General features: G+C 56.8%; 12 protein-coding genes and 1 pseudogene. 12 read left to right on the forward strand and 1 reads right to left on the reverse strand.

Annotated elements, in window-relative coordinates:
• The first annotated feature begins 159 nt into the window (after positions 1 to 159).
• The 3 genes from cbl to O1Q98_RS19035 all read left to right on the forward strand — a co-directional run bounded on the left by cbl (position 160) and on the right by O1Q98_RS19035 (position 3,913).
• Positions 160 to 1,110, forward strand: coding sequence for an HTH-type transcriptional regulator Cbl (cbl, locus tag O1Q98_RS19025; RefSeq protein WP_125259978.1), 951 nt, complete (start codon positions 160 to 162; stop codon positions 1,108 to 1,110).
• A gap of 545 nt (positions 1,111 to 1,655) precedes the next feature.
• The gene (gltP, locus tag O1Q98_RS19030; RefSeq protein ID WP_125259977.1) at positions 1,656 to 2,966 is read left to right on the forward strand and encodes a glutamate/aspartate:proton symporter GltP; all 1,311 of its coding nucleotides are present in this window, start codon (positions 1,656 to 1,658) and stop codon (positions 2,964 to 2,966) included.
• 176 nt (positions 2,967 to 3,142) lie between these two features.
• Positions 3,143 to 3,913, forward strand: a complete 771-nt coding sequence (locus O1Q98_RS19035) for a YdcF family protein (RefSeq protein ID WP_125259976.1) — start codon at positions 3,143 to 3,145, stop codon at positions 3,911 to 3,913.
• A 111-nt stretch (positions 3,914 to 4,024) separates the two neighbouring features.
• On the opposite strand, the gene O1Q98_RS19040 is transcribed toward O1Q98_RS19035, so the two are convergent.
• Entirely contained in the window at positions 4,025 to 5,365 is a 1,341-nt protein-coding gene (locus tag O1Q98_RS19040) for an anaerobic C4-dicarboxylate transporter (RefSeq protein ID WP_125259975.1), read from the reverse strand.
• Positions 5,366 to 6,119: 754 nt separating this feature from the next.
• Between O1Q98_RS19040 and patD the strand changes: the two genes are divergently transcribed.
• From patD to O1Q98_RS19085, 9 genes and pseudogenes are all read left to right on the forward strand, one after another.
• Positions 6,120 to 7,592: an aminobutyraldehyde dehydrogenase gene (gene patD / locus O1Q98_RS19045; RefSeq protein ID WP_416232422.1), complete on the forward strand. Its 1,473-nt coding sequence runs from the start codon at positions 6,120 to 6,122 to the stop codon at positions 7,590 to 7,592.
• A gap of 322 nt (positions 7,593 to 7,914) precedes the next feature.
• A complete protein-coding gene (ygjG, locus tag O1Q98_RS19050) occupies positions 7,915 to 9,327 on the forward strand; it encodes a putrescine aminotransferase (protein WP_205744271.1) in 1,413 nt (470 codons plus the stop codon).
• A gap of 451 nt (positions 9,328 to 9,778) precedes the next feature.
• Positions 9,779 to 11,156, forward strand: a pseudogene (locus O1Q98_RS19055) (diaminobutyrate--2-oxoglutarate transaminase).
• 135 nt (positions 11,157 to 11,291) lie between these two features.
• A complete protein-coding gene (locus O1Q98_RS19060) occupies positions 11,292 to 13,409 on the forward strand; it encodes a TonB-dependent receptor (protein ID WP_125259973.1) in 2,118 nt (705 codons plus the stop codon).
• A 107-nt stretch (positions 13,410 to 13,516) separates the two neighbouring features.
• Positions 13,517 to 15,391: an IucA/IucC family protein gene (locus O1Q98_RS19065; RefSeq protein WP_125259972.1), complete on the forward strand. Its 1,875-nt coding sequence runs from the start codon at positions 13,517 to 13,519 to the stop codon at positions 15,389 to 15,391.
• Positions 15,384 to 16,691 (forward strand): type III PLP-dependent enzyme, encoded by a 1,308-nt coding sequence (locus tag O1Q98_RS19070; protein ID WP_125259971.1) that lies wholly within the window; start codon positions 15,384 to 15,386, stop codon positions 16,689 to 16,691. Before O1Q98_RS19065 ends, O1Q98_RS19070 begins: the two co-directional genes overlap by 8 nt.
• Positions 16,684 to 18,171 carry a DHA2 family efflux MFS transporter permease subunit gene (locus O1Q98_RS19075; protein WP_240632783.1) on the forward strand — a complete coding sequence of 496 codons (1,488 nt, stop codon included), beginning with the start codon at positions 16,684 to 16,686 and terminating at the stop codon, positions 18,169 to 18,171. The genes O1Q98_RS19070 and O1Q98_RS19075 overlap by 8 nt, the downstream gene beginning before the upstream one ends.
• A 64-nt stretch (positions 18,172 to 18,235) precedes the next feature.
• The gene (locus O1Q98_RS19080) at positions 18,236 to 20,134 is read left to right on the forward strand and encodes an IucA/IucC family protein (protein ID WP_125259969.1); all 1,899 of its coding nucleotides are present in this window, start codon (positions 18,236 to 18,238) and stop codon (positions 20,132 to 20,134) included.
• The gene (locus O1Q98_RS19085; protein WP_125259968.1) at positions 20,128 to 20,907 is read left to right on the forward strand and encodes an HpcH/HpaI aldolase family protein; all 780 of its coding nucleotides are present in this window, start codon (positions 20,128 to 20,130) and stop codon (positions 20,905 to 20,907) included. Before O1Q98_RS19080 ends, O1Q98_RS19085 begins: the two co-directional genes overlap by 7 nt.
• Positions 20,908 to 20,911: the final 4 nt, after the last annotated feature.

A 20,911-nucleotide genomic window follows, 5' to 3' on the forward strand; every position in this document is an offset into this window, starting at 1 on the left:
AATATTGACGGTCAATACCGCGCTTATATGCATTAAGGTTATAACAAGTAAGTTTTCTTTATTTGTGCGGAATAACAATACTTCGTATCAATAGTGCTAACAGTCAAAGGAATTACCCTATTCGTCGGCGAATAGCGGCCATTGTCAGAGGGCAACAGTGTGAATTTCCAACAATTAAAAATTATCCGTGAATCGGCCCGGTGCAACTATAACCTGACTGAGGTGGCCAATACCCTGTTCACTTCTCAGTCAGGCGTGAGTCGCCATATTCGCGAGCTGGAAGATGAGCTGGGGATTGAGATTTTTATTCGTCGCGGCAAGCGCTTGCTGGGCATGACCGAGCCGGGCAAAGAGCTGCTGGTGATGGCCGAGCGCATCCTGAATGATGCGAACCACATCAGGCGGTTAGCCAATGTGTTTAGCGATAATGACGCCGGGCAACTGGTGATTGCGACAACGCACACGCAGGCGCGTTACAGCCTGCCTGCGGTGATTAAAGCGTTTCGCACGCTCTACCCGCAGGTTCAACTGGTGCTCAATCAGGGCACGCCGGATGAGATTGTCGCGATGCTGGAGTCGGGCGAAGCCGATATCGGTATTGCGACCGAGCTGCTTATCAACGTCAATTCTCTGGCCGCGTTCTCTTATTACCGCTGGCACCACGCGATTTTAGTGCCGCAGGGTCATGCGTTGGCGCAAGAGCCGGTGGTGACGCTGGATAAACTGAGCCAGGTGCCACTGATTACTTACCGGCAGGGCATTACTGGCCGCTCGCGTATTGACCGCGCCTTCAGCGCCGCCGGGTTGACGCCGCACATTGCCATCAGCGCACAAGACTCGGATGTGATTAAAACCTATGTCGAACTAGGGCTGGGCGTGGGAATTGTCGCTGACATGTCGTTTGACCCGACGCGTGACGCGGGCCTGGTCAGGCTCGAGGCCCAGCATCTGTTTGAGGCGAACACCGTGTGGCTTGGGTTAAAGCGCGGGCAATTGCAGCGCAACTACACCTGGAAATTCATTCAGCTGTGCAACCCTGAACTGACGCCAGAAGAGATCAAGGCGCGGGTGTTCGCTGACGATGACGTGGTGATTGATTATCAAATTTGACGGCGCCGCGTCACACGTAACAGGCCGAACAATCAACCGCCAAAAGGCGAATGTAAAGGTTATCGGTCTGTTGCGTCATCTGTGTTATTTTGTTTCCCCTCGTGTGGAAAAACCGCGCCGTTTCGCTTTCCCGCCGATGTGTTCACGATGTCATCCCGCCGCCTGCACTGACCTGCCTGATAGTGATGAAACGCATAATTATGAAAACTCCAGTAAAGGTAGCGCTTGATCTCAGGGGGAGGGGATAGTAGCATGTCCCGCCATAACAATAGGTTATGCGCATCATTTTCTTCGGCAATACAAATGGTTGTGCGGCTTTAATGCATAACTATCTGTTTTTGTGCATAACTATCTGGATGTTACGTTCTGTTTTGGTGCATCATATTTTACCTGTGGGCCATGAATGCAACGTGACGTCAGTACGCAACACACATCCTTAAACCACCTCCTTCATCTGTCGCAATTCAGCTGTCGCTGAAGCGCCCGTTAGCCGTAGCAGGCTATCGGCGAGTCGTTACAGGGAGCACAGACAATGGACTTTTATTATGAAAAAACAAAAATTTAGCCTGGCCTGGCAGATTCTCGTCGCATTGATTATCGGCATTGCTGTCGGGGCCTGGTTGCATGAGCATCCGGCGAATAAACAGTGGCTGATTCTCAATGTGCTCAGTCCGGCCGGGGATATCTTTATCCGCCTTATCAAAATGATTGTCGTGCCTATCGTCATCACTACGCTGGTGGTGGGGATTGCTGGCGTGGGCGATGCCAAGAAACTGGGGCGTATCGGGTTTAAAACCATCGTCTATTTCGAAATCATCACCACACTGGCGATTGTGCTGGGGATTACGCTGGCCAACGTGTTCCAGCCGGGCCACGGCATTGATATGTCGGCGCTGACCCGGGTGGATATCTCCCAATATGAAAAAACCACCGAGCAGGTGCAAAGCGGTGCGCACGGCCTGGTGAGCACGATTTTGTCATTGATTCCTGCCAATATTTTTGCAGCACTCGCCAAAGGCGACATGCTGCCGGTTATCTTTTTCTCGGTGCTGTTCGGCCTTGGTTTGTCATCACTGCCGCGCGAACAGCGCGATCCGCTGCTTAACGTTTTTCGTAGCGCCTCGGAAACCATGTTTCGCGTCACCAACATGATCATGCGTTATGCGCCCGTGGGCGTGTTTGCGCTGATTTCCGTCACCGTGGCCAACTTCGGTTTCGCGTCACTGTGGCCGCTGGCCAAACTGGTGGTGCTGGTGTATCTCTCGGTGCTGTTTTTTGCGCTGGTGGTGCTGGGGTCGGTGGCGAGAATGTGCGGCCTGCGCATCATGACGCTTATCCGCATTCTGAAAGATGAGCTGGTGCTGGCGTACTCGACGGCGAGCTCGGAAACGGTGTTGCCGCGTATTATTCAAAAAATGGAAGCCTACGGTGCGCCGAAAGCCATCACCAGCTTTGTGGTGCCGACCGGTTACTCGTTCAACCTTGATGGGTCAACGCTCTATCAGAGCATCGCCGCGATTTTTATCGCCCAGCTATACGGTATCGATCTCAGTTTGTGGCAGGAGCTGGTACTGGTGCTGACGCTGATGATCACCTCTAAAGGGATTGCCGGTGTGCCGGGCGTCTCCTTTGTGGTGTTGCTGGCCACACTTGGCAGTGTTGGGATCCCGCTGGAAGGGCTGGCGTTTATTGCCGGTGTTGACCGTATTCTGGATATGGCGCGCACCGCACTCAATGTGGTGGGCAATGCGCTGGCGGTGCTGGTCATCGCAAAATGGGAAGGGCAGTTTGACGAAGATAAAGCGCGCGAGTACGAACAAGCGCTTAACCGTGCGCAGGCTAACCCTGCTGCGTAACTTTTCTGCGTCACTTACCGCGTAACTTTACCGTGTAACCCTGCTGTATAACCCTATCGCTACGACGTCCGGTTAACCGGACGTCTTGCTGTTTAACGGCCCGATTTACTGCCATTATCTCTCACCCTGCAAGCGTTTTGCTCGCAGGGTGTTTTTTGCTATCCAGAGGGGGCACAATGAACTTATCTGATGAAATAATCAGCGATTTAAACCAACTGGCGAGCTGGCTGGCCTGTGATGATTTCTCCTCCCTTGAGGCTGTGCAGCCGGATCTGATGGTGATGGCGGGCCATGCGATCCTGCCGACGATTTTTGGGGCGTTGGCATTGGCAAAACAGGCCGATATCCCGGTGCTGGTCAGTGGTGGGGTTGGGCATTCCACGCCATTATTGCAGCAAGCGGTAAAAAATAACCCGATGACCGCTGCAATCAACCCCGAGGGGCAAAGCGAAGCCGCTATCATTGCCCGTATCGGTGAGGCGCTATTTGCTATTCCAGCCGAGAGAATGTTGATTGAGAGCGACTCAAGGAATTGTGGTGAAAATGCCGACTTTAGCCGTGATTACCTGCTCGAAAAACGGCTGCCACACCAGACGATTATTTTGGTGCAAGACCCGCTGATGCAGCGACGTACCGCTGAAACATACCGGTTTAGCTGGAGTAACAAGAATCTGACGAGCCGGTTTATCAACTGGCCGGTGTTCACACCTCGGCTGATAAGCGTTCATGATGAGATTCTCATCACCGGGGCGTCGTTGCCGGGCATCTGGCAACCGGAGCGCTATATTGCCATGATCCTGGGCGAGGTTAGGCGGCTGCGGGATGACAAAGAAGGGTATGGGCCGTCGGGAGCGGGGTTTATTGGTCATGTGACCCTGCCTGATAACGTGGCCTGCGCGTGGGCGCGGGTCATGCAGCATCAGGCACTGGCGCGGCTGATAAGATAATGGGTTCTGCATGCGCGCTGACGTATGTGGCCGCGACGAAAAACCGCCCGCAGGCAGCAGCCAAACGGGCGGTGGGGGGAGACAACAAACGCAGCCTGACGGCGTAACGCCTTAGTAGTAACCGTACAGTGCAGCGATGACCCAGCCAAACACACACGAGGTGCTCACGCCAATCAACCCCGGCAGAATAAAGCTGTGGTTAATGACAAAGCGGCCGATGCGGGTGGTGCCGGAGCGGTCAAACTGAATTGCGGCAAGGTCGCTTGGGTAGGTCGGCAGAATATAGTAACCATAGCAAGCCGGTGCCGAGGCGACGATATACGCCGGGTCAACGCCAATCGCCAGCGCAACCGGCACAATGGCGGCCAGCGCCGCAGCCTGCGAGTTGACGAACTTGGACACCAGCAGCAGTATCAGCGCATAGGCCCACGGATACTGTTTCACCAGCGCACCCAGCGTGTTTTTAATTTCTGACAGATGGGCACCAAACATGGTTTCCGCCATCCAGGCAATACCGTACACCGCCACGATAGCGATCATCCCGGAGCGGAACACTTCGTTTTTCGAAATCGAACCGGGGTTGGTTTTGGTGGCGATGATAATGATGGCACCGGAGAGCAGCATAAACATCTGGATAACCAGCACCATCGACAGCGGTTTGCCGTCAAATGACGGGCGCAGGCTTTCTACCGCGCCCAGCAGGGCGACAGCGGCGATCGTTGCCAGAAAAATCCACATTGCGACCCAGTTGCTGCGCGGCAGTTTGCGATCCAGCAGGGTAGCGGTATCACCATAAACGTATTCACGGTTTTCCGGCACAGAGATAAATTTCTGGAAATCCGGGTCTTTATCCAGATCTTTCCCCCGGAACCAACTGAAAATCCCGATCGCCAGAATACCCAGCAGGGTAGACGGAATGGTGATAGCCAGTAAGTCCAGAAACTCAAGGTGTTTGCCGTGGAAGGTGAATTTACCCAGCATGGCCACTAACGACACCACGGCCACAGACACCGGGCTGGCGATAATCCCCATTTGTGCGCCAATCGAGCTGGCGGCCATAGGGCGCTCCGGGCGGATATTATTCTTGATGGCGACATCATAAATAATCGGCAGGATGGTGTAGACCACGTGGCCGGTACCACACAGAATCGTCAGAATACAGGTGACGAACGGCGCAATAACAGAGACGTATTTCGGGTTACGCCGCAGCATTTTCTCCGCGACTTGCAGCATCACGTCCAGGCCGCCTGATGCTTGCAGCGTGGCTGAGGCCGCGACCACAGAAATAATCACCAGCATGACATCTACCGGTGGTTTCCCAGGTTCGAGTTTGAATACAAAAACCAGAATGACGAGTCCGATACCCCCTAGTAATCCGAGCGCGATACCCCCTTTGCGCGCACCGTAAAACAGGCAGATCAGGACTATGACAAGTTGAATGATAAAGTCCATAAATTCCCCATTACTCAGCATGACGAGTTAATTAATTGAGATTGGATTACTGTCGTCATGGGTACTATAGGGATTATTCCGAGTGTTTTTTCTTGATCTAAGTCTAGTATTTCAATTCTTTCTTTTATTAATCGACAATTAATTGCTGCATGGCAATAGAATAAAAAATAACTGATTTTTTTAGTTTTTTAATCAAAAGATTAATTTTTTAAACATCAATAAAGATGTGTCGCAATAAAAATGTTTTTATTTTCATGTTGTTGTGTTTTTTGTTATGTTTAGTTGTGATTTTTTTGTTGTAACATGGTTTTTTTATCGTTGGTTATTTGCCTTTATTTGGTGCGCGATGCCTTCGATAAAAGATGAATAATAATAGAATATATCCATGTTTAATATTAATTGCATGATTTTTAATTGTTTTCTCATCTGAACGCTATTTTATTAATAATGTCAAATAACCCCGCCTGCCGACAAGCGATAATTGCGCATATTTTTCATTCCATTTGGCGCGTTATTAATAAATCTGCCAACGTTGTCACATATTTCCCTTTTCAATGATTCGGTATTGTTCGGCCATTAATTATCTGAGAATGACATTCAGTTAACCTTAAAAACAACCATTATTGCGTCACGGCTATTCGGTGGCCGAGTGATAAACAGAAAGAGGGTGCTTAAAAATTGGCAGGTATCTTGCTTAAAGGTTGGTGACGGGAGCAGTGCGCAACCCACGGCAACCACGGTAAGGAGAGCAACGATGCACGATACTATGCACAATACTATTCGCACTAATGCGCACGATAATGTGCTGATTGACATGTTGATTGACGGGAAGCGGGTGGCGGGGCACGGCGCGCCTTACACGGTGTACAACCCGGCGACAGGGGAGGCGATTGTCGCTATTGCGCAGGCGGATTTGTCCCAGGTTGAAGCGGCTATTCTCGCCGCCGACAGCGCCTTTGCCCACTGGGGGCAAACCACGCCAAAAACCCGCGCCACGCTGTTGCTGAAACTGGCTGATAACATTGAGCAGCACGGCCCGACGCTGGCCCGGCTGGAATCATTAAACTGCGGCAAGCCTTATCATGCGGTACTCAATGATGAGATACCGGCGGTGGTGGATGTGTTTCGCTTTTTCGCTGGCGCGGCGCGCTGCCTGAATGGTTCTGCGGCAGGCGAATACCTTGAGGGCCACACCTCGATGATTCGCCGCGACCCGGTCGGTGTGGTGGCGTCCATCGCGCCATGGAACTACCCGCTGATGATGGCGGCGTGGAAGCTGGCTCCGGCGCTGGCGGCGGGCAACTGCGTGGTGCTCAAGCCTGCCGAGCAAACCCCGCTGACCACGCTGTATCTGGCAAGCCTGCTGGCCGATCTGTTTCCGGCCGGGGTGGTCAATATCCTGTTCGGGCAAGGGCGGGAAATCGGCGATGTGCTGACCGGCCATGAACGGGTGCGCATGGTGTCGCTAACCGGCTCGATTGCCACCGGTGCGCACATCGTGGCGAATGCAGCCAGCAGCGTGAAACGCACGCATATGGAACTGGGCGGCAAAGCGCCGGTCATCGTGTTTGAGGATGCTGACCTGGAGCAAGTGGTTGATGGCATCCGCAGCTTCGGCTTTTATAACGCCGGGCAGGATTGCACCGCCGCCTGCCGTCTCTACGTGCAGCGCCCCATCTATGAGCAACTGGTGGAGAAACTGGGTAACGCGGTCGCCAGCCTGAACATCGGCGCGCCGGAAGACCCGGCCACCGAACTCGGGCCGCTGATTACTGCCGCACAGCTTGAACGGGTGGCCGGGTTTGTGGCGCGCGCCCGCGCCCAGCCGCACATCCGGCTGATTACCGGCGGCGAACGCGTGCCCGGCGCGGGTTACTATTTCCAGCCCACGGTGCTGGCGGATGCGCGTCAGGACGATGAAATCGTGCAGCAGGAGGTGTTCGGCCCGGTGATTTCCATCACCCCGTTTGACGATGAAGCCCAGGTGGTCGCCTGGGCGAATGACTCGCACTACGGCCTCGCCTCGTCGGTATGGACGCAGGATATTGGCCGTGCGCATCGGCTGGCGGCCTGTCTGGAGTATGGCTGCACCTGGGTCAACACCCATTTCATGCTGGTCAGTGAAATGCCGCACGGCGGCCAGAAACTCTCCGGTTACGGCAAGGACATGTCCATTTACGGGCTGGAGGATTACACCATCGTGCGCCATGTGATGATTCGCCACTAAGCGGCGGCCATCACGCGCGTCTGTGCCATAACAGGGCGAATGGCACACCGATTGCACAGTGACTGTGCAGCATCGGTGTCTGTTCACCGGCGCAGTCACCGGCAGCGGGTTGGGCTGGCGGTGCGCCACGTGGCATCGGGCTGGCCGCTTCATCGGGGGCGTGTCAACGCGCCCACCCGATGCCGCATCTTTTATATGAAATTTTGTCAAAAGCGCTATTTTAAGCGAAAAATATTTATTTTTTCGCAGCACGAGCAAGTGGTGTGGGATATGCATGATAAGAGGCGGTATCACGTGATACCTCACGCCCAAGGAGCTCATTTTGTCCAGAATGCCTACGCCCCTTAACCCGCTAGAGAGTTCTCAGCTGGCCCTCGATTGGATAATGAACGACACCCCTTCCCCGCAAACGCTGGCGGCCCTAAACCGCGACACCCTCAACGCGTTTCGGGACTACGTTAACCCCGGTTTTCTGGAATACAGAAAATCCGTTACCGCCGGTGGCGGATTTGCTGCGGTGGAATGGCGCACCAGCGGCCCCAACACGCTGATTGATACCAACGGTAATGAGTACCTCGACTGCCTCGGCGGTTATGGCATTTTCAACGTTGGCCACCGTAACCCGACGGTAGTGGCGGCGGTGGAAAAACAGCTGGCTCGCCAGCCGCTGCACAGCCAGGAATTGCTTGACCCGCTGCGGGCGATGCTGGCGAAAACGCTCGCTGGAATAACGCCCGGCAACCTGAAATACAGCTTTTTTAGTAATAGCGGCACCGAAGCAGTAGAAGCGGCGCTAAAGCTGGCGAAAGCCTACCAGTCGCCGCACGGTAAATTCAGCTTCATTGCCACGCACGGCGCGTTCCATGGCAAATCACTCGGCGCGCTGTCGGCGACGGCCAAGCCGGTGTTTCGCCGCCCCTTTATGCCGTTATTGCCCGGTTTTCATCATGTCGCGTTCGGTGATATTGCCGCCATGCGCCAGCAGGTCATCGCCTGCCAGCGCAGCGGTGAAGGCATTGCCGCGATTATTCTTGAGCCGATTCAAGGGGAAGGCGGGGTGATCGTGCCGCCGGATAGCTATCTGCCCGCAGTCCGCGCCTTGTGCGATGAGATTGGCGCATTGCTTATCCTCGATGAGGTGCAAACCGGCATGGGGCGCACCGGCAAAATGTTTGCCTGCGAACACTACGGCGTGCAGCCGGATATTTTGTGTCTGGCGAAGGCGCTTGGCGGCGGCGTAATGCCGATTGGCGCAACGGTAGCGACGGAAGCGGTCTTTTCGGTGCTGTTTGACAACCCGTTTTTGCATACCACCACCTTTGGCGGCAACCCGCTGGCTTGTGCGGCGGCGCTGGCGGCTATCAACGTGTTGCTGCGTGACGATTTGGCAACGCAGGCGGCACGTCAGGGCGCATTGTTGCTGGACGGGCTACAAACGCTGGTGCGCGCTTACCCGGATTTGATTGTCGAGGCGCGCGGCAAAGGCTTGTTGCAAGCAATAGAGTTTAAGGACAACACCACCGGTTATGCGTTTGCCAGCGAGCTGTTTCAGCGTCGGGTGCTGGTGGCCGGTACGCTGAATAACGCCCGCACCATTCGCATCGAACCGCCGCTGACCATCACCCCTGCGCAATGCCAGCAGGTGTTGCAAGAAGCCGAACGTGCGCTGGTTAGCCTGCGTGCGGTAGAAGAGGCGAAACCGAAACCTGTCAATAAGGAACCCGCACTCCAGTGAACACCCCTTCTGATGCACTCAGCCCGCAGCTGAGGCGACACACCAAGCCAGTCTGATCATCCGACTGGCTTTTTCTTTTCACAACCGCTCATCTCCCATCCGGCACAATCCAGCGCACAGCTATTCCGATCGGCAACCACTCTTTCAATCCACACGCCTGCGTGAGGCGAGACGGCCTTTTATTCCCCCGGTGATGAAGGCGATTTGGCTACGAAACAGAGCGCAGTCGTATGTGATTAAGATCACAAAATGGCGCTTTGCCTTTTGGCTGATTCCGGCGTTCCAGCAGCGGGAAAAAGGGGAGTAACTGCCGATTCTGTATGCATTTAGTGAATATAGCGTCAGAAATTGTAAGGATTTGGTTATGAAAAACAGCATCTAAATAACACTTGAGTGCCATTATTGTTAATGATAATTGTTGTCATTATCAATATCACACGGAGTGAGAGCGATGTTACCAACACAATTTGCTGTTAAGGATGCTCTGCAAAAAACCAATGCGGATTATCTGGCACGACAAGGATGGTTTGAGTCGAATGTGCGTAGTTACCCACGCAAACTGCCGCTGGTCATCCGGCAGGCGCAAGGCGTATGGGTGACGGATGTCGAGGGCAATGACTATCTCGACTGTCTGGCCGGTGCCGGGACATTGGCGCTAGGGCACAACCACCCGGAGGTGGTGGCCAGCATTCACGCGTTTCTCTCCTCCGGCCTGCCGATGCACACGCTGGATCTCACTACCCCGCTGAAAGATGCCTTTTGTGAAACCCTGCTGGCGCAGTTGCCGGGCGGTGATGCGCATTACTGCCTGCAATTTTGCGGCCCGTCGGGAGCCGATGCGGTCGAGGCCGCCTTAAAGCTTGCCAAAACCTATACCGGACGCGGCGGTATCATCAGCTTTTCCGGCGGCTACCACGGCATGACCCATGGCGCGTTAGCGGTAACGGGCAATACCGGCCCGAAAGATGCCGTACACAATTTGATGCCCGGCGTGCAATTCCTGCCGTATCCCCATGAGTATCGCTGCCCGCTGGGACTCGGCGGTGACGCAGGTGTCACGGCGCTTTGCCACTATATCACTACGGTTTATTGAGGATGTTGAGCGCGGTATGCCTCTGCCCGCAGCGGTGATTGTTGAGGCGGTACAGGGCGAAGGCGGCGTGAATCCGGCGCCAGTGCGCTGGCTGCAAACCCTGCGCGACATTACCCAGCGTCACGGTATTTTGCTGATTGTCGATGAAGTCCAGACCGGGTTTGGCCGCACCGGTAGCCTGTTTGCTTTTGAGCAGGCGGGCATTGAGCCGGATATTATCGTGATGTCAAAGGCGGTCGGCGGCGGCTTGCCGATGGCACTGCTGGCGATACGCCGTGAATATGATGCCTGGAAGCCCGGCACCCATACCGGCACGTTTCGCGGCAACCAGATGGCGATGGCGACGGGCAAAACCACCATCGAGATTTTGCTGCGCGACGGGCTGGCGGCACAGGCAGGCGTGCGCGGTGAGTGGCTAAAGCAACAGTTTGCCCGCTTGCAAACTCGCTTCCCCTGCCTTGGACAGGTACGCGGGCGTGGGCTGATGCTGGGGCTTGAAATTGTTGATGAACGTCAGGCTGCCGATGCCACCGGCGCTTACCCGCTGGATGCCGAATTAGCGGTGGCGATCCAACAGCACTGCTTCCGTCAGGGGCTGTTGCTGGAGCGTGGCGGGCGGCAGGGGAATGTTATCCGGCTGCTGCCGCCATTAATCATTAGCGAACCGCAATGTGTACAGGTGGTGGCCTGCTTTGAGCGCGCATTAATCGAAGCCTTGGCGCAGGTGCGTGGTTAATTCCTGTTTTTGCCAATACGAGGGCCGCTGGCACCATTATAAAAAACGGTATTTATCTTATTAGTTATCGGCACAGGTAATGAAAACCGGTGCTCATTATTTTTGACTGGGAAATTCTATCATGAGGCTGAATAAATGAAGGTTCGGGTATTATCTGCGTTAACGCCGCTGTTTTTATTTTCGCAGGCTAATGCGGCAGACAGTGTAAATAAAAATGATAATGAAATGGTCGTTACGGCTTCCCGAACGGATACCGAGAAAAAAGACTCACCACAGGTAGTGACGATTATTACCAAAGAGCAAATTGATCAACAGCGGCAAATTACCAGCGACTCATCGCAAATATTAAGTAATTTATTACCGGCAATGGCACCCAGTCGTCAGAAAATGAGCGGCAGCGGCGAAACTTTTCGTGGCCGTGCGCCGCTGGTGTTGATTGATGGTATTCCGCAGTCCAACCCGCTGCGACCGACCGGGCGCGAGATGCACACTATCGATTTTGCGATGGTGGAGCGTATCGAGGTGATTCACGGTGCCAGCGCCAGCAATGGTATTGGTGCCACCGGCGGTGTTATCAATATTATTACCCGCCGCCCGCAGCCGGGGGCGTTTAATCAGCATTTCAGCGTCGAGGCGACATCGCCCACCTCCAGGCTGGATGGCGATACCATGAGCTATAAAACCACCTACGGGTTTAACGGACGTGAAGACTACCTCGATTACCTGTTCTCCATGAGTTATGAAGATCAGGGCCTGTTTCTTGACGGGAAAAATCGCCCGGTCGGTGTCGATAACACCCAGGGCGATATGATGGATTCCCGCGCGTATGACCTGATGGCGAAGGTCGGGTACTGGCTGGACAATGACCAGCGCGTGCAGGTGAGCCTGAACCGCTATCAGGTGAAAGGTAAGATGAATTACCTCGGTGTGGCGGGCGATAGGGATAAGGGCATCCCGACCACATCGATAGCCCAGCGCCCGGTTGGCGATGCGCCGATGAATCAGGTGTGGATGACCAGCGCAACCTATGACAATTACAATCTGGCGGGCATGAAGTTCAATTCGCTGGCCTATTACCAGAATTACGAGTCGCTATTTGGCGCGGATACCTCCGCTTCATTCCAGGACATTCGCCTCGCGCCGCTCAACCGGTTGTATGACCAGTCTCGGGTCACATCCAGCCGCTACGGTACAAAAGTGTCGTTGACCAAGGATGACCTCTGGGACGACTACCTGAAAGCCACGGTCGGCTTTGACACCCTGATTGATACCGGTAAACAAGATTTATGGCTGACCCAGCGCCTGTATGCGCCTGAGATGAAATACACCGATCTGTCGCCGTTTATGCAGTGGGATATTCAACCGGTGGACTCGCTGAAAATCACCGCCGGGGTGCGTTATGAATACGCGCGTCTGGATATTGACAGCTTCCGTACCGTGGCGGCGAGTACCGTCAAGGCACCGAATAGCAGCGTGGATGTGCAAGGCGGGCGCTTGAGCTTTAACAAGACGCTGTATAACGTCGGTACGGTATGGACTACGCCCTACCAGCCACTGAGTCTGTTCGTCAACTACTCGCAGGGGTTTGGTATTCCTGATGTCGGGCGTACGCTGCGCGGTATTAAAGTTGCCAATCAGTCAGTCAGCATGCTGCCGCTGGAGCCGATTGTCACCGATAACATCGAAACCGGTTTTCGTATCCAGAAAGACCCGGTGGATCTTGAGCTCAGTTACTACCGCTCCAGCGCCAAGCTGGGCGAGCGTGTGGTGGACGCTGGCGGCACGTTCCAGAGCGAACGTCAGCGCACCCGTATTGACGGCATCGAAGCTTCGCTTGGCTATAAACTCAATGACGACCACCGCCTGAAACTGGGCTACTCCCACGTGCAGGGCCGCTATGACAGCAAAGGGAATGGCGGTCTTGAGGGCAAACTGGACGGGCTGAATGTGCCGCCGGATCGTATGACAGCAAGCTGGTCGGCCAACTGGACACCGCAATGGTCGTCCTTTATTCAGGCGAACTATACCTTTGACCGCATAATGGATGAAAGTGCGAAAGACTTTAATGGTTATTTATTATTGGATGCGGCGGTCGGTTATAAATTACCGAAAGGGAAAGTGAATTTATCGGTCGCAAACTTATTAGATAAACAGTACATCACCTATTACTCGCAGAGTGCGATTGTCAATCCATCGCGTTATTTTTCCGGGCGGGGAAGAACCGTGACATTGGGTTATAGCGTTGACTTCTGATAAATTGTCCCGCCGCAAGGCGGGGCAAGGTGACGCTTATTATTCAGGATGATTAACCTTTATTGCGAAATACACCGCCGGCCAATGATTATTCTTATGGAGCAGAGATGAATAGCCGAAATCATGATGTTTTGTCCAACATGATAAGTGAAAAAGCCGCCCTACAGGGTTTGCTTAATTGCTTTATCAAAGAATTCGCCATACCGAATGGGAACGTGCGATATCGGTGGCCAGACGAAATGAACGGAATTGCGCCGGGGGCGTATTTTGATGGTGCAGACTGGAACGGGATTCCGCTGTTGATTGCGCTGCCCAATCAAGGCGAGCTGTTCGTCATGGTGGATCGTAAAGACAGTTTTGGCAGCCAGTATTATCAGTCCGATGTTTACCTGCGCCAGCCGCAGGACACCTGGCGCTGCCCGGACTTTGCCACGCTGGTGGCGCGATTACTGGCTGCCTGTGAGCAGGAGATGGGGCGTCAGAACCCGGAGTTATATCAGCAAATTCTGCAAAGCCAACGGCTGGTTAGCGAGATTGTCAGTCATAACCGCGCGCCTGAGGGCAGCGGCGTATCTAACGCCGCGCCGCTGCAACATTACCTGCAAAGTGAGCAGGGGTTGTGGTTTGGCCACCCCAGCCACCCGGCACCGAAAGCCCGCCTATGGCCCGCGCATCTTGGCCAGCGGCAGTGGGCACCGGAATTTCAGGCCAGTGCCGCGCTGCATCAGTTCGAGGTGCCGCAAGATGGCCTGCACATCGGCGCGAATGGCCTCACGCCTGCACAGGTGCTTGAAGGGTTTGCCGACCAGCAACCCGCCTCGCCGGGGCACGCCATTATCTGTATGCATCCGGTACAGGCGCAGCTGTTTATGCAAGATGAGCGGGTGGCGCAATTACTGCGCGATGGCCAGATTCGTGATTTGGGGCAGAGCGGGCGAGTGGCCAGCCCCACCGCCTCGATCCGTACCTGGTTTATTGCCGATCACGACTACTTTATCAAGGGCTCGCTCAACGTGCGCATCACCAACTGTGTGCGCAAAAATGCCTGGTATGAGCTGGAGAGCACGGTGTTGATTGACCGCCTGTTCCGCCAGTTGCACCGCCACCATGCCGATTCGCTGGGCGGGCTTATGACGGTGGCGGAGCCCGGCGTGGTGAGCTGGAGTCCGGCCGGGGCGAGTGAGGAGGATAGCCACTGGTTTCGTGAGCAAACCGGCGGCATTTTGCGCGAGAACTTCTGCCAGCGCAGCGGCGCGCAACACAGCCTGATGGCAGGCGCGCTGTTTGCCCGAGGCGTTGATCTGCAACCGATGATCCAGCCCTTCCTGCGTGCTCAGTATGGTGTCGCGCTTGACGACCACGCCTTGTTGCATTGGTTTGATCTCTATCAGGCACAGCTGGTTAACCCGGTGTTGTCCCTGTTTTTCAATCACGGCGTAGTGATGGAGCCGCATCTGCAAAACAGCGTACTGGTACACCACCGGGGGCGTCCTCAGCAGGTGCTGCTGCGTGATTTTGAAGGCGTTAAACTCACCGATGATCTCGGCGTGCGTTATCTGGACGACGCGGTTCACCCCCGGGTGCGCCAGTCACTGCTGTACTCCCGCGAGCAGGGCTGGAACCGCATCATGTATTGCCTGTTTATCAATCATTTGTCAGAAGCGATTTTGGCATTGAGCTATCAGCGGCCACACCTGGCGACGCCGATGTGGCGCAAAGTACGCCAGCAACTGTGCCTGGTTCGCAACACGCTGTCAGCCCCGGCACCGGAGCTGGACGCGCTGATAGCCGGTGGCCCGGTGGCGTGCAAAACCAACCTGAAAGTCAGGCTGGCGGCACAGGCTGACCGGCAGGCGGGATATGTGCGTTTGACCGCGCCCTGGGCGGTGCTGCCGAATCCGGCCATACAGACAGCGGCGGGGGCCAGTTCGCGCGCGCCTTCGCATAACGGTGCGTCGCCACGGGCGGTGCATTATGGCTAATCTGTTTTTGTCGCCCAGCGCCGGGGCTGAGGCAGACCGCGATGCCCGTGATGGCGCGCCTGCGCTGCCTGCACACATTCGCGCCGCCATTATCCGGTTGCAGCAGCAACAAACTGACCCGCTGGCGGCCTTTGTCTATGACCTGAACGCGCTGCGCCAGCACGTCAGCCGGGTGATGGCGGCCTTGCCTGACGGGGTGGAGCTGTATTACGCCATCAAAGCCAACAGCGAAAAACCGATACTGGATGCGCTGGCCCCGCTGGTACACGGCTTTGAAATCTCCTCCGGTGGTGAAATTGCCCGCGTGCTGGGGTGCGACACCCGCAAGCCGTTTGTTTTCTCCGGGCCCGGCAAGCTGGATGCCGATTTTACTCAGGCGCTGACGCACGGCGTGCAGGCAATCCACGTCGAAAGCCGCCGTGAAATTGCGCGCCTGCAACAGTGCGCCAGCGCGCACGGCGTGGTGCAGCCGGTGCTGTTACGCATCAACCCGACGCTGCCTGACTTGCTGACCAGCAAACTGGCGATGGCCGGTACGCCAACGCCGTTCGGCATCGATGAAAGCGAACTGGCCGAGGCGGTGCGTGATGTCGATAACGCCAGCCACCTGCAACTCACCGGCTTTCATGTTCATGCGATGTCGCACCAGATGGATGTCGCGCGCCATCAACAGTTGCTGGCGTTCTACCTGACACGCTGGCCGCACTGGAAGGCGCTGTCGGCGCGGCCAGAGACGGTGCGGCACCTGAATGTGGGCGGCGGCATCGGCGTGGCCTACCTGACGCCTGCGCGTTTTGACTGGCAGGCGCTGTGCGATGACCTGAAAAACCGTCTGGCGCCGTTGCGCGATGCGCCGCTGCTGCGTTTCGAGCCGGGCCGCTTCATCAGCGCCTATTGCGGGTATTACGCCATCGAAGTGCTGGATAAAAAATACAGCCACGGCAAAGGCTTTCTGGTCTGCCGGGGGGGAACGCATCAGTTTCGTTTGCCGGTGGCGCAGGGGCATGACCACCCGATTATCCCCATTGCGCGCCATCGTACACCGCGACATGACGGCGCGGCGTCAACGGCGCAGGCGTGGACGGTGGTCGGGCAGCTCTGTACGCCCAAAGATGTCCTGAGCCGCGATCAACGGCTGGGCGATGTTGCGGTGGGCGACATTCTGGTGCTGCCGCTGGCGGGTGCCTATGGCTATAACATCTCTCATGCCGATTTTCTCTGCCATCCCCGTCCGATACAGGCGTTTATGGACGCGGATGCGGTGATGCGTGATGCCGACGGAGCCCTGCTTGGTGAGTGAACGTCAGGTGATCGAACATCCGGTAACTGAACATCCGGTAACTCAATGTCAGGTAACGGAACGCCAGCCATCGCGCGGGCTGGTGGTGGCCACCGTGTTGCTCGGCACCACCACCGTCAGCCTGAATAACAGCTCGCTTAACCCGGCGTTACCGGTGTTTATCGAGGTGTTTGCGATAGGCCCGCTGTGGGCAACCTGGATTGTCGCGGCTTTTATGGTGAGCATGGGTATCACCATGCCGCTCACCGGTTATCTGGGCGACCGGCTCGGCAACCGCCGCCTTTATCTGCTGGGCACGGCGCTGTTTATTGCCGGTTCAGTCATCGGCGCGCTGGCGGGAACGATAGGCTGGGTGATTGCCGCCCGCGTGGTGCAGGGCATCGCCAGCGGGCTGATGATCCCGCTGTCGCTGACGCTGATTTTCTCGGTCTACCCGAAAGCGGAGCGCGGTGGCATCACCGGGCTGTGGGGCGCAGCGGTCATGCTGGCTCCGGCGCTGGGCCCGCTGTGCGGCGGCCTGTTGCTGGCGTGGTTCTCCTGGCCTGCGCTGTTTGTCATGAATATTCCGATTGGGCTGCTGGCGCTGCTGCTGGGCTGGCGCGTGTTGCCATACACCGCGCCTGCGCCACGGCGTGCGTTTGATGTCGCCGGTTATGTGCTGGTGTGCGTTGGCGTTGGCGTGCTGATGACCGTGACCGGTCGGCTGCATCACGCCGCCGCGCTGTGGCAACCCCTGAATGTGCTGATGTTGCTGGTGTCACTGCTCTGTCTGGCGGCGTTTGTGCGCCTTGAGCTGCGTCTGGCGCAGCCGCTGCTGAATTTGCGCATTTTCACGCTGCGCGGCTACCGGCTCAGTGTGGTGATTGCGGTGGTGCAATCGGTCGGCATGTTTGAGTGCCTGGTGCTGTTGCCGATGCTGGTGCAGATGGTGATGGGCTACAGCGCACTGTGGACGGGGCTGGCGCTGCTGGCAACGGCGCTGTGCGCCAGTCTGTTTGGCAAACTCGGCGGCCACTGGCTTCCCCGCTACGGCGCGGCGCGGGTGGTCAGCCTCGGGCTGATGCTGACGGCGCTGGCGACGCTGGGGCTCGGCTTTTGCGGCGCGCACAGTTCGCTCTCGGCGCTGTTTGGCTGGATGGCGCTGCGCGGTGCCGGGCTTGGCTTGTCCTACATGCCGGTGACGACCGCCGGGCTCAATGCCCTGCCGCAGGCGCTGGTGACGCAAGGCGCGGCGATGAACAACATTTCACGGCGGCTGGTGTCCTCGCTGGCGATAGTGCTGGCCTCGCTGTATCTCGAATATCGACTCGCAGGCAGCGTGCTTGCTCCGGCGCTGGCGCGCGCCTCGGCCATCAGTGAGGCCTTTATCGCTACGGCGGTGGTGATTGCACTGGCGCTGCCCTGTGCGTGGCGTTTTCCCGCGACGAGTGATGAGGCCGCTGCCAATGCGCTGCTCTCAGGGACGCCGCCGGTGCGTTAGGCCAGCCGCGAGCCCGTTTACTTATCGGCTGTTTTTACTGACAAGATTAAGGTGACACGATCGTATGGAAACATTCTCAGCCCCCTTCATCCCCTCGCAGAGGCAGGATGACACCTGTAATTGGTTAACGCAGCCAGACAGCGGCGGTGACGCGTGCGCGCAACGCTATGCGCGCGTTGAGCAACGCGTGGTCGGGCAACTGCTGCAAACGCTGCTGTATGAAGAGGTTGTGCCCTGGCAGAGCATCCCGCAGGCTGATGGCCGCAGCCAGTTTATTCTCCGGGGCGTGGATGCCCGGCAGGCGGCGGTGGAGTACCGCTGTCTGGGGCGAATAAACGACAGCTTTTCGCTCATTCGCCTTGATTACGCCAGCCTGCGCCGGTGCGATGCCAGCGGCGAGGAGAGCCAGCCAACGCTGCATCTGCTGCTGGCCGAGCTGCTGGGCGAGCAACAGGACAACCCGTTCCTGACGCGCTTTGTGCAGGAGTTAGAGCAGACGCAACTGAAAGATTTACAGGCGCGCACGCAGCGCTACCAACCGGACGGGCCTGCGCACCAGTTGGGTTTTGATGCGCTGGAGCGGCATTTCATGGATGCGCACAGCTACCACCCTTGCTACAAATCCCGCATCGGTTTTAGCCTGCAAGATAACCGGCAATTTGGGCCGGAGTTCGCCACGCCGATTGCGCTGGTGTGGCTGGCGCTGGCCAAAAACCGCGCATCAGCCAACCATTCAACTTCGCTGAATCTGGACGATTTCCTGCTGGCCGAATGCGGCCCGGCACAGGTGCAGGCGTTCAGCGAACGGCTGGCGCAGCAGGGACGACAGATAGATGACTATTGGCTGGTGCCGGTGCATCCGTGGCAGTGGCGGCAGGTGATTGTCCCGGTGTTCTACCCGGAGCTGGCCTGCGGCGAGCTGATTTACCTTGGCCTGTCGCAGGCCAGTTATCAGGCGCAGCAGTCGATTCGCACACTGGCGAATGTCGCGGATACGTCACGGCCTTACGTCAAGCTGGCGCTGAGTATTACCAACACCTCCAGCACCCGGATTTTAGCGCGGCACACGGTGATGAACGGGCCGATTATTACCGACTGGCTACACGCGCTGATCGACACCGACCAGACCGCCCGTAACCTGAAAATGGTTATCCTGCGCGAAGTGGCGGGCGTCAGCTTCGACACTCAGGCGCTGTTACCGACGCGCATGGCGCAAGCCTATGGCACGCTCGGAGCCCTCTGGCGCGAGAATATTCACACCTATCTGCAAGCCGGTGAGCAGGCGGTGCCGTTTAACGGTTTAAGCCACGTTGAGCACGGTGATAACAGCGATGATAAAAACGGTGCGCCAACGCCGTTTATCGACCACTGGGTGCGGCAGTATGGGCTGGAGGCCTGGACGCGCCAGTTGCTGGCGGTGACGGTGACGCCGATTATCCACATGCTGTATGCCGAGGGCATCGGCATGGAATCCCACGGGCAGAATATTATTCTGATTGCGCGTGACGGCTGGCCTGAGCGCATTGCGCTAAAAGACTTCCACGACGGCGTGCGTTACAGCCCGGATCATCTGGCGCGCCCGGCGATGCGCCCGGATCTGGTGCCGCTACCGGCCAGCCACGCCAAAATCAACCGCAACTCCTTCATTCTGACGGAAGACGTCAACGCGGTGCGCGATTTCACCTGCGACGCCTTTTTCTTCATTTGTCTGGCGGAGATGGCGATTTTCCTGCGCCAGCATTATGCCCTGCCGGAAGCGCACTTCTGGCAAATGACGGCGGAGGTGGTGCTGGGCTATCAGGCCGCCCACCCGCAGCATCGCTCACGCTATGCGCTGTTTGATGTGTTTGCCCCGACCTACGAGGTGGAAGAGCTGACCAAACGCCGCCTGCTCGGTGATGGCGAACGCCGCTTTAAAGCGGTGCCGAACCCGCTTTATCCATTCCGGCCTGCATCATGTTAAGGGCCAATCAACTCAAGCGTAAGCTGGCCACCGGGCGGCCGGTTTACGGGCTGATCGCCTCGATTCCGTCGCCGGTATCCATTGAACTGATTGCCGAAGCCGGGTTCGATTTTGTGATTATCGACACCGAACATGTGCTGATAAACCCGGAAACGGTGGAAAACATGATTCGGGTGGCGGAAAGCTACGGCCTGACGCCGCTGGTACGGGCGGCGGATTTTAACGCCAAAACCCTGCTGCGCCTGCTGGATGGCGGCGCGCAGGGCATCGTGCTGCCACGGGTCGAGCAGGCCGAACAGGTGCGCGCGGCTATTCAGGCCTGTTTTTACCACCCGAAAGGCGAGCGCAGCCTCAACAGCGGCCGCCCCGGTGCGTTTGGCAAGCACAGCCTGGCGGAGTATGTGGTGCAGGCGAACCGGGAAATCATGCTGGTGGCGATGATTGAGAGCGCCGAAGGCGTGCGTCAGGCCAGCGCGATTGCCGCCGTGGAGGGGCTCGACATGATCCTCGAAGGTGCCGCCGACCTCTCTCAGTCGCTTGGCATGCCGTGGCAAACCGCTGCCGATGCGGTGCAAACCGCCCTCGACGAGGTTTGTCAGGTGGCCTCGGCGCACCACGTCGTCTACTGCACCATTGTGCGCCAGCAAGATGACCACGCCCGCGCCCGGGCGCGCGGCATACAGGCTTTTGTATTAGGTGACGAGCGCGGCATCGCGTTTCGCGCACTCCAGGCCAGACTGGCCATGACGACCGTATTGACAGAAGGAACGTAATCCA

It is taken from the genome of Dickeya lacustris, from assembly GCF_029635795.1.
GTDB lineage: Bacteria > Pseudomonadota > Gammaproteobacteria > Enterobacterales > Enterobacteriaceae > Dickeya > Dickeya lacustris.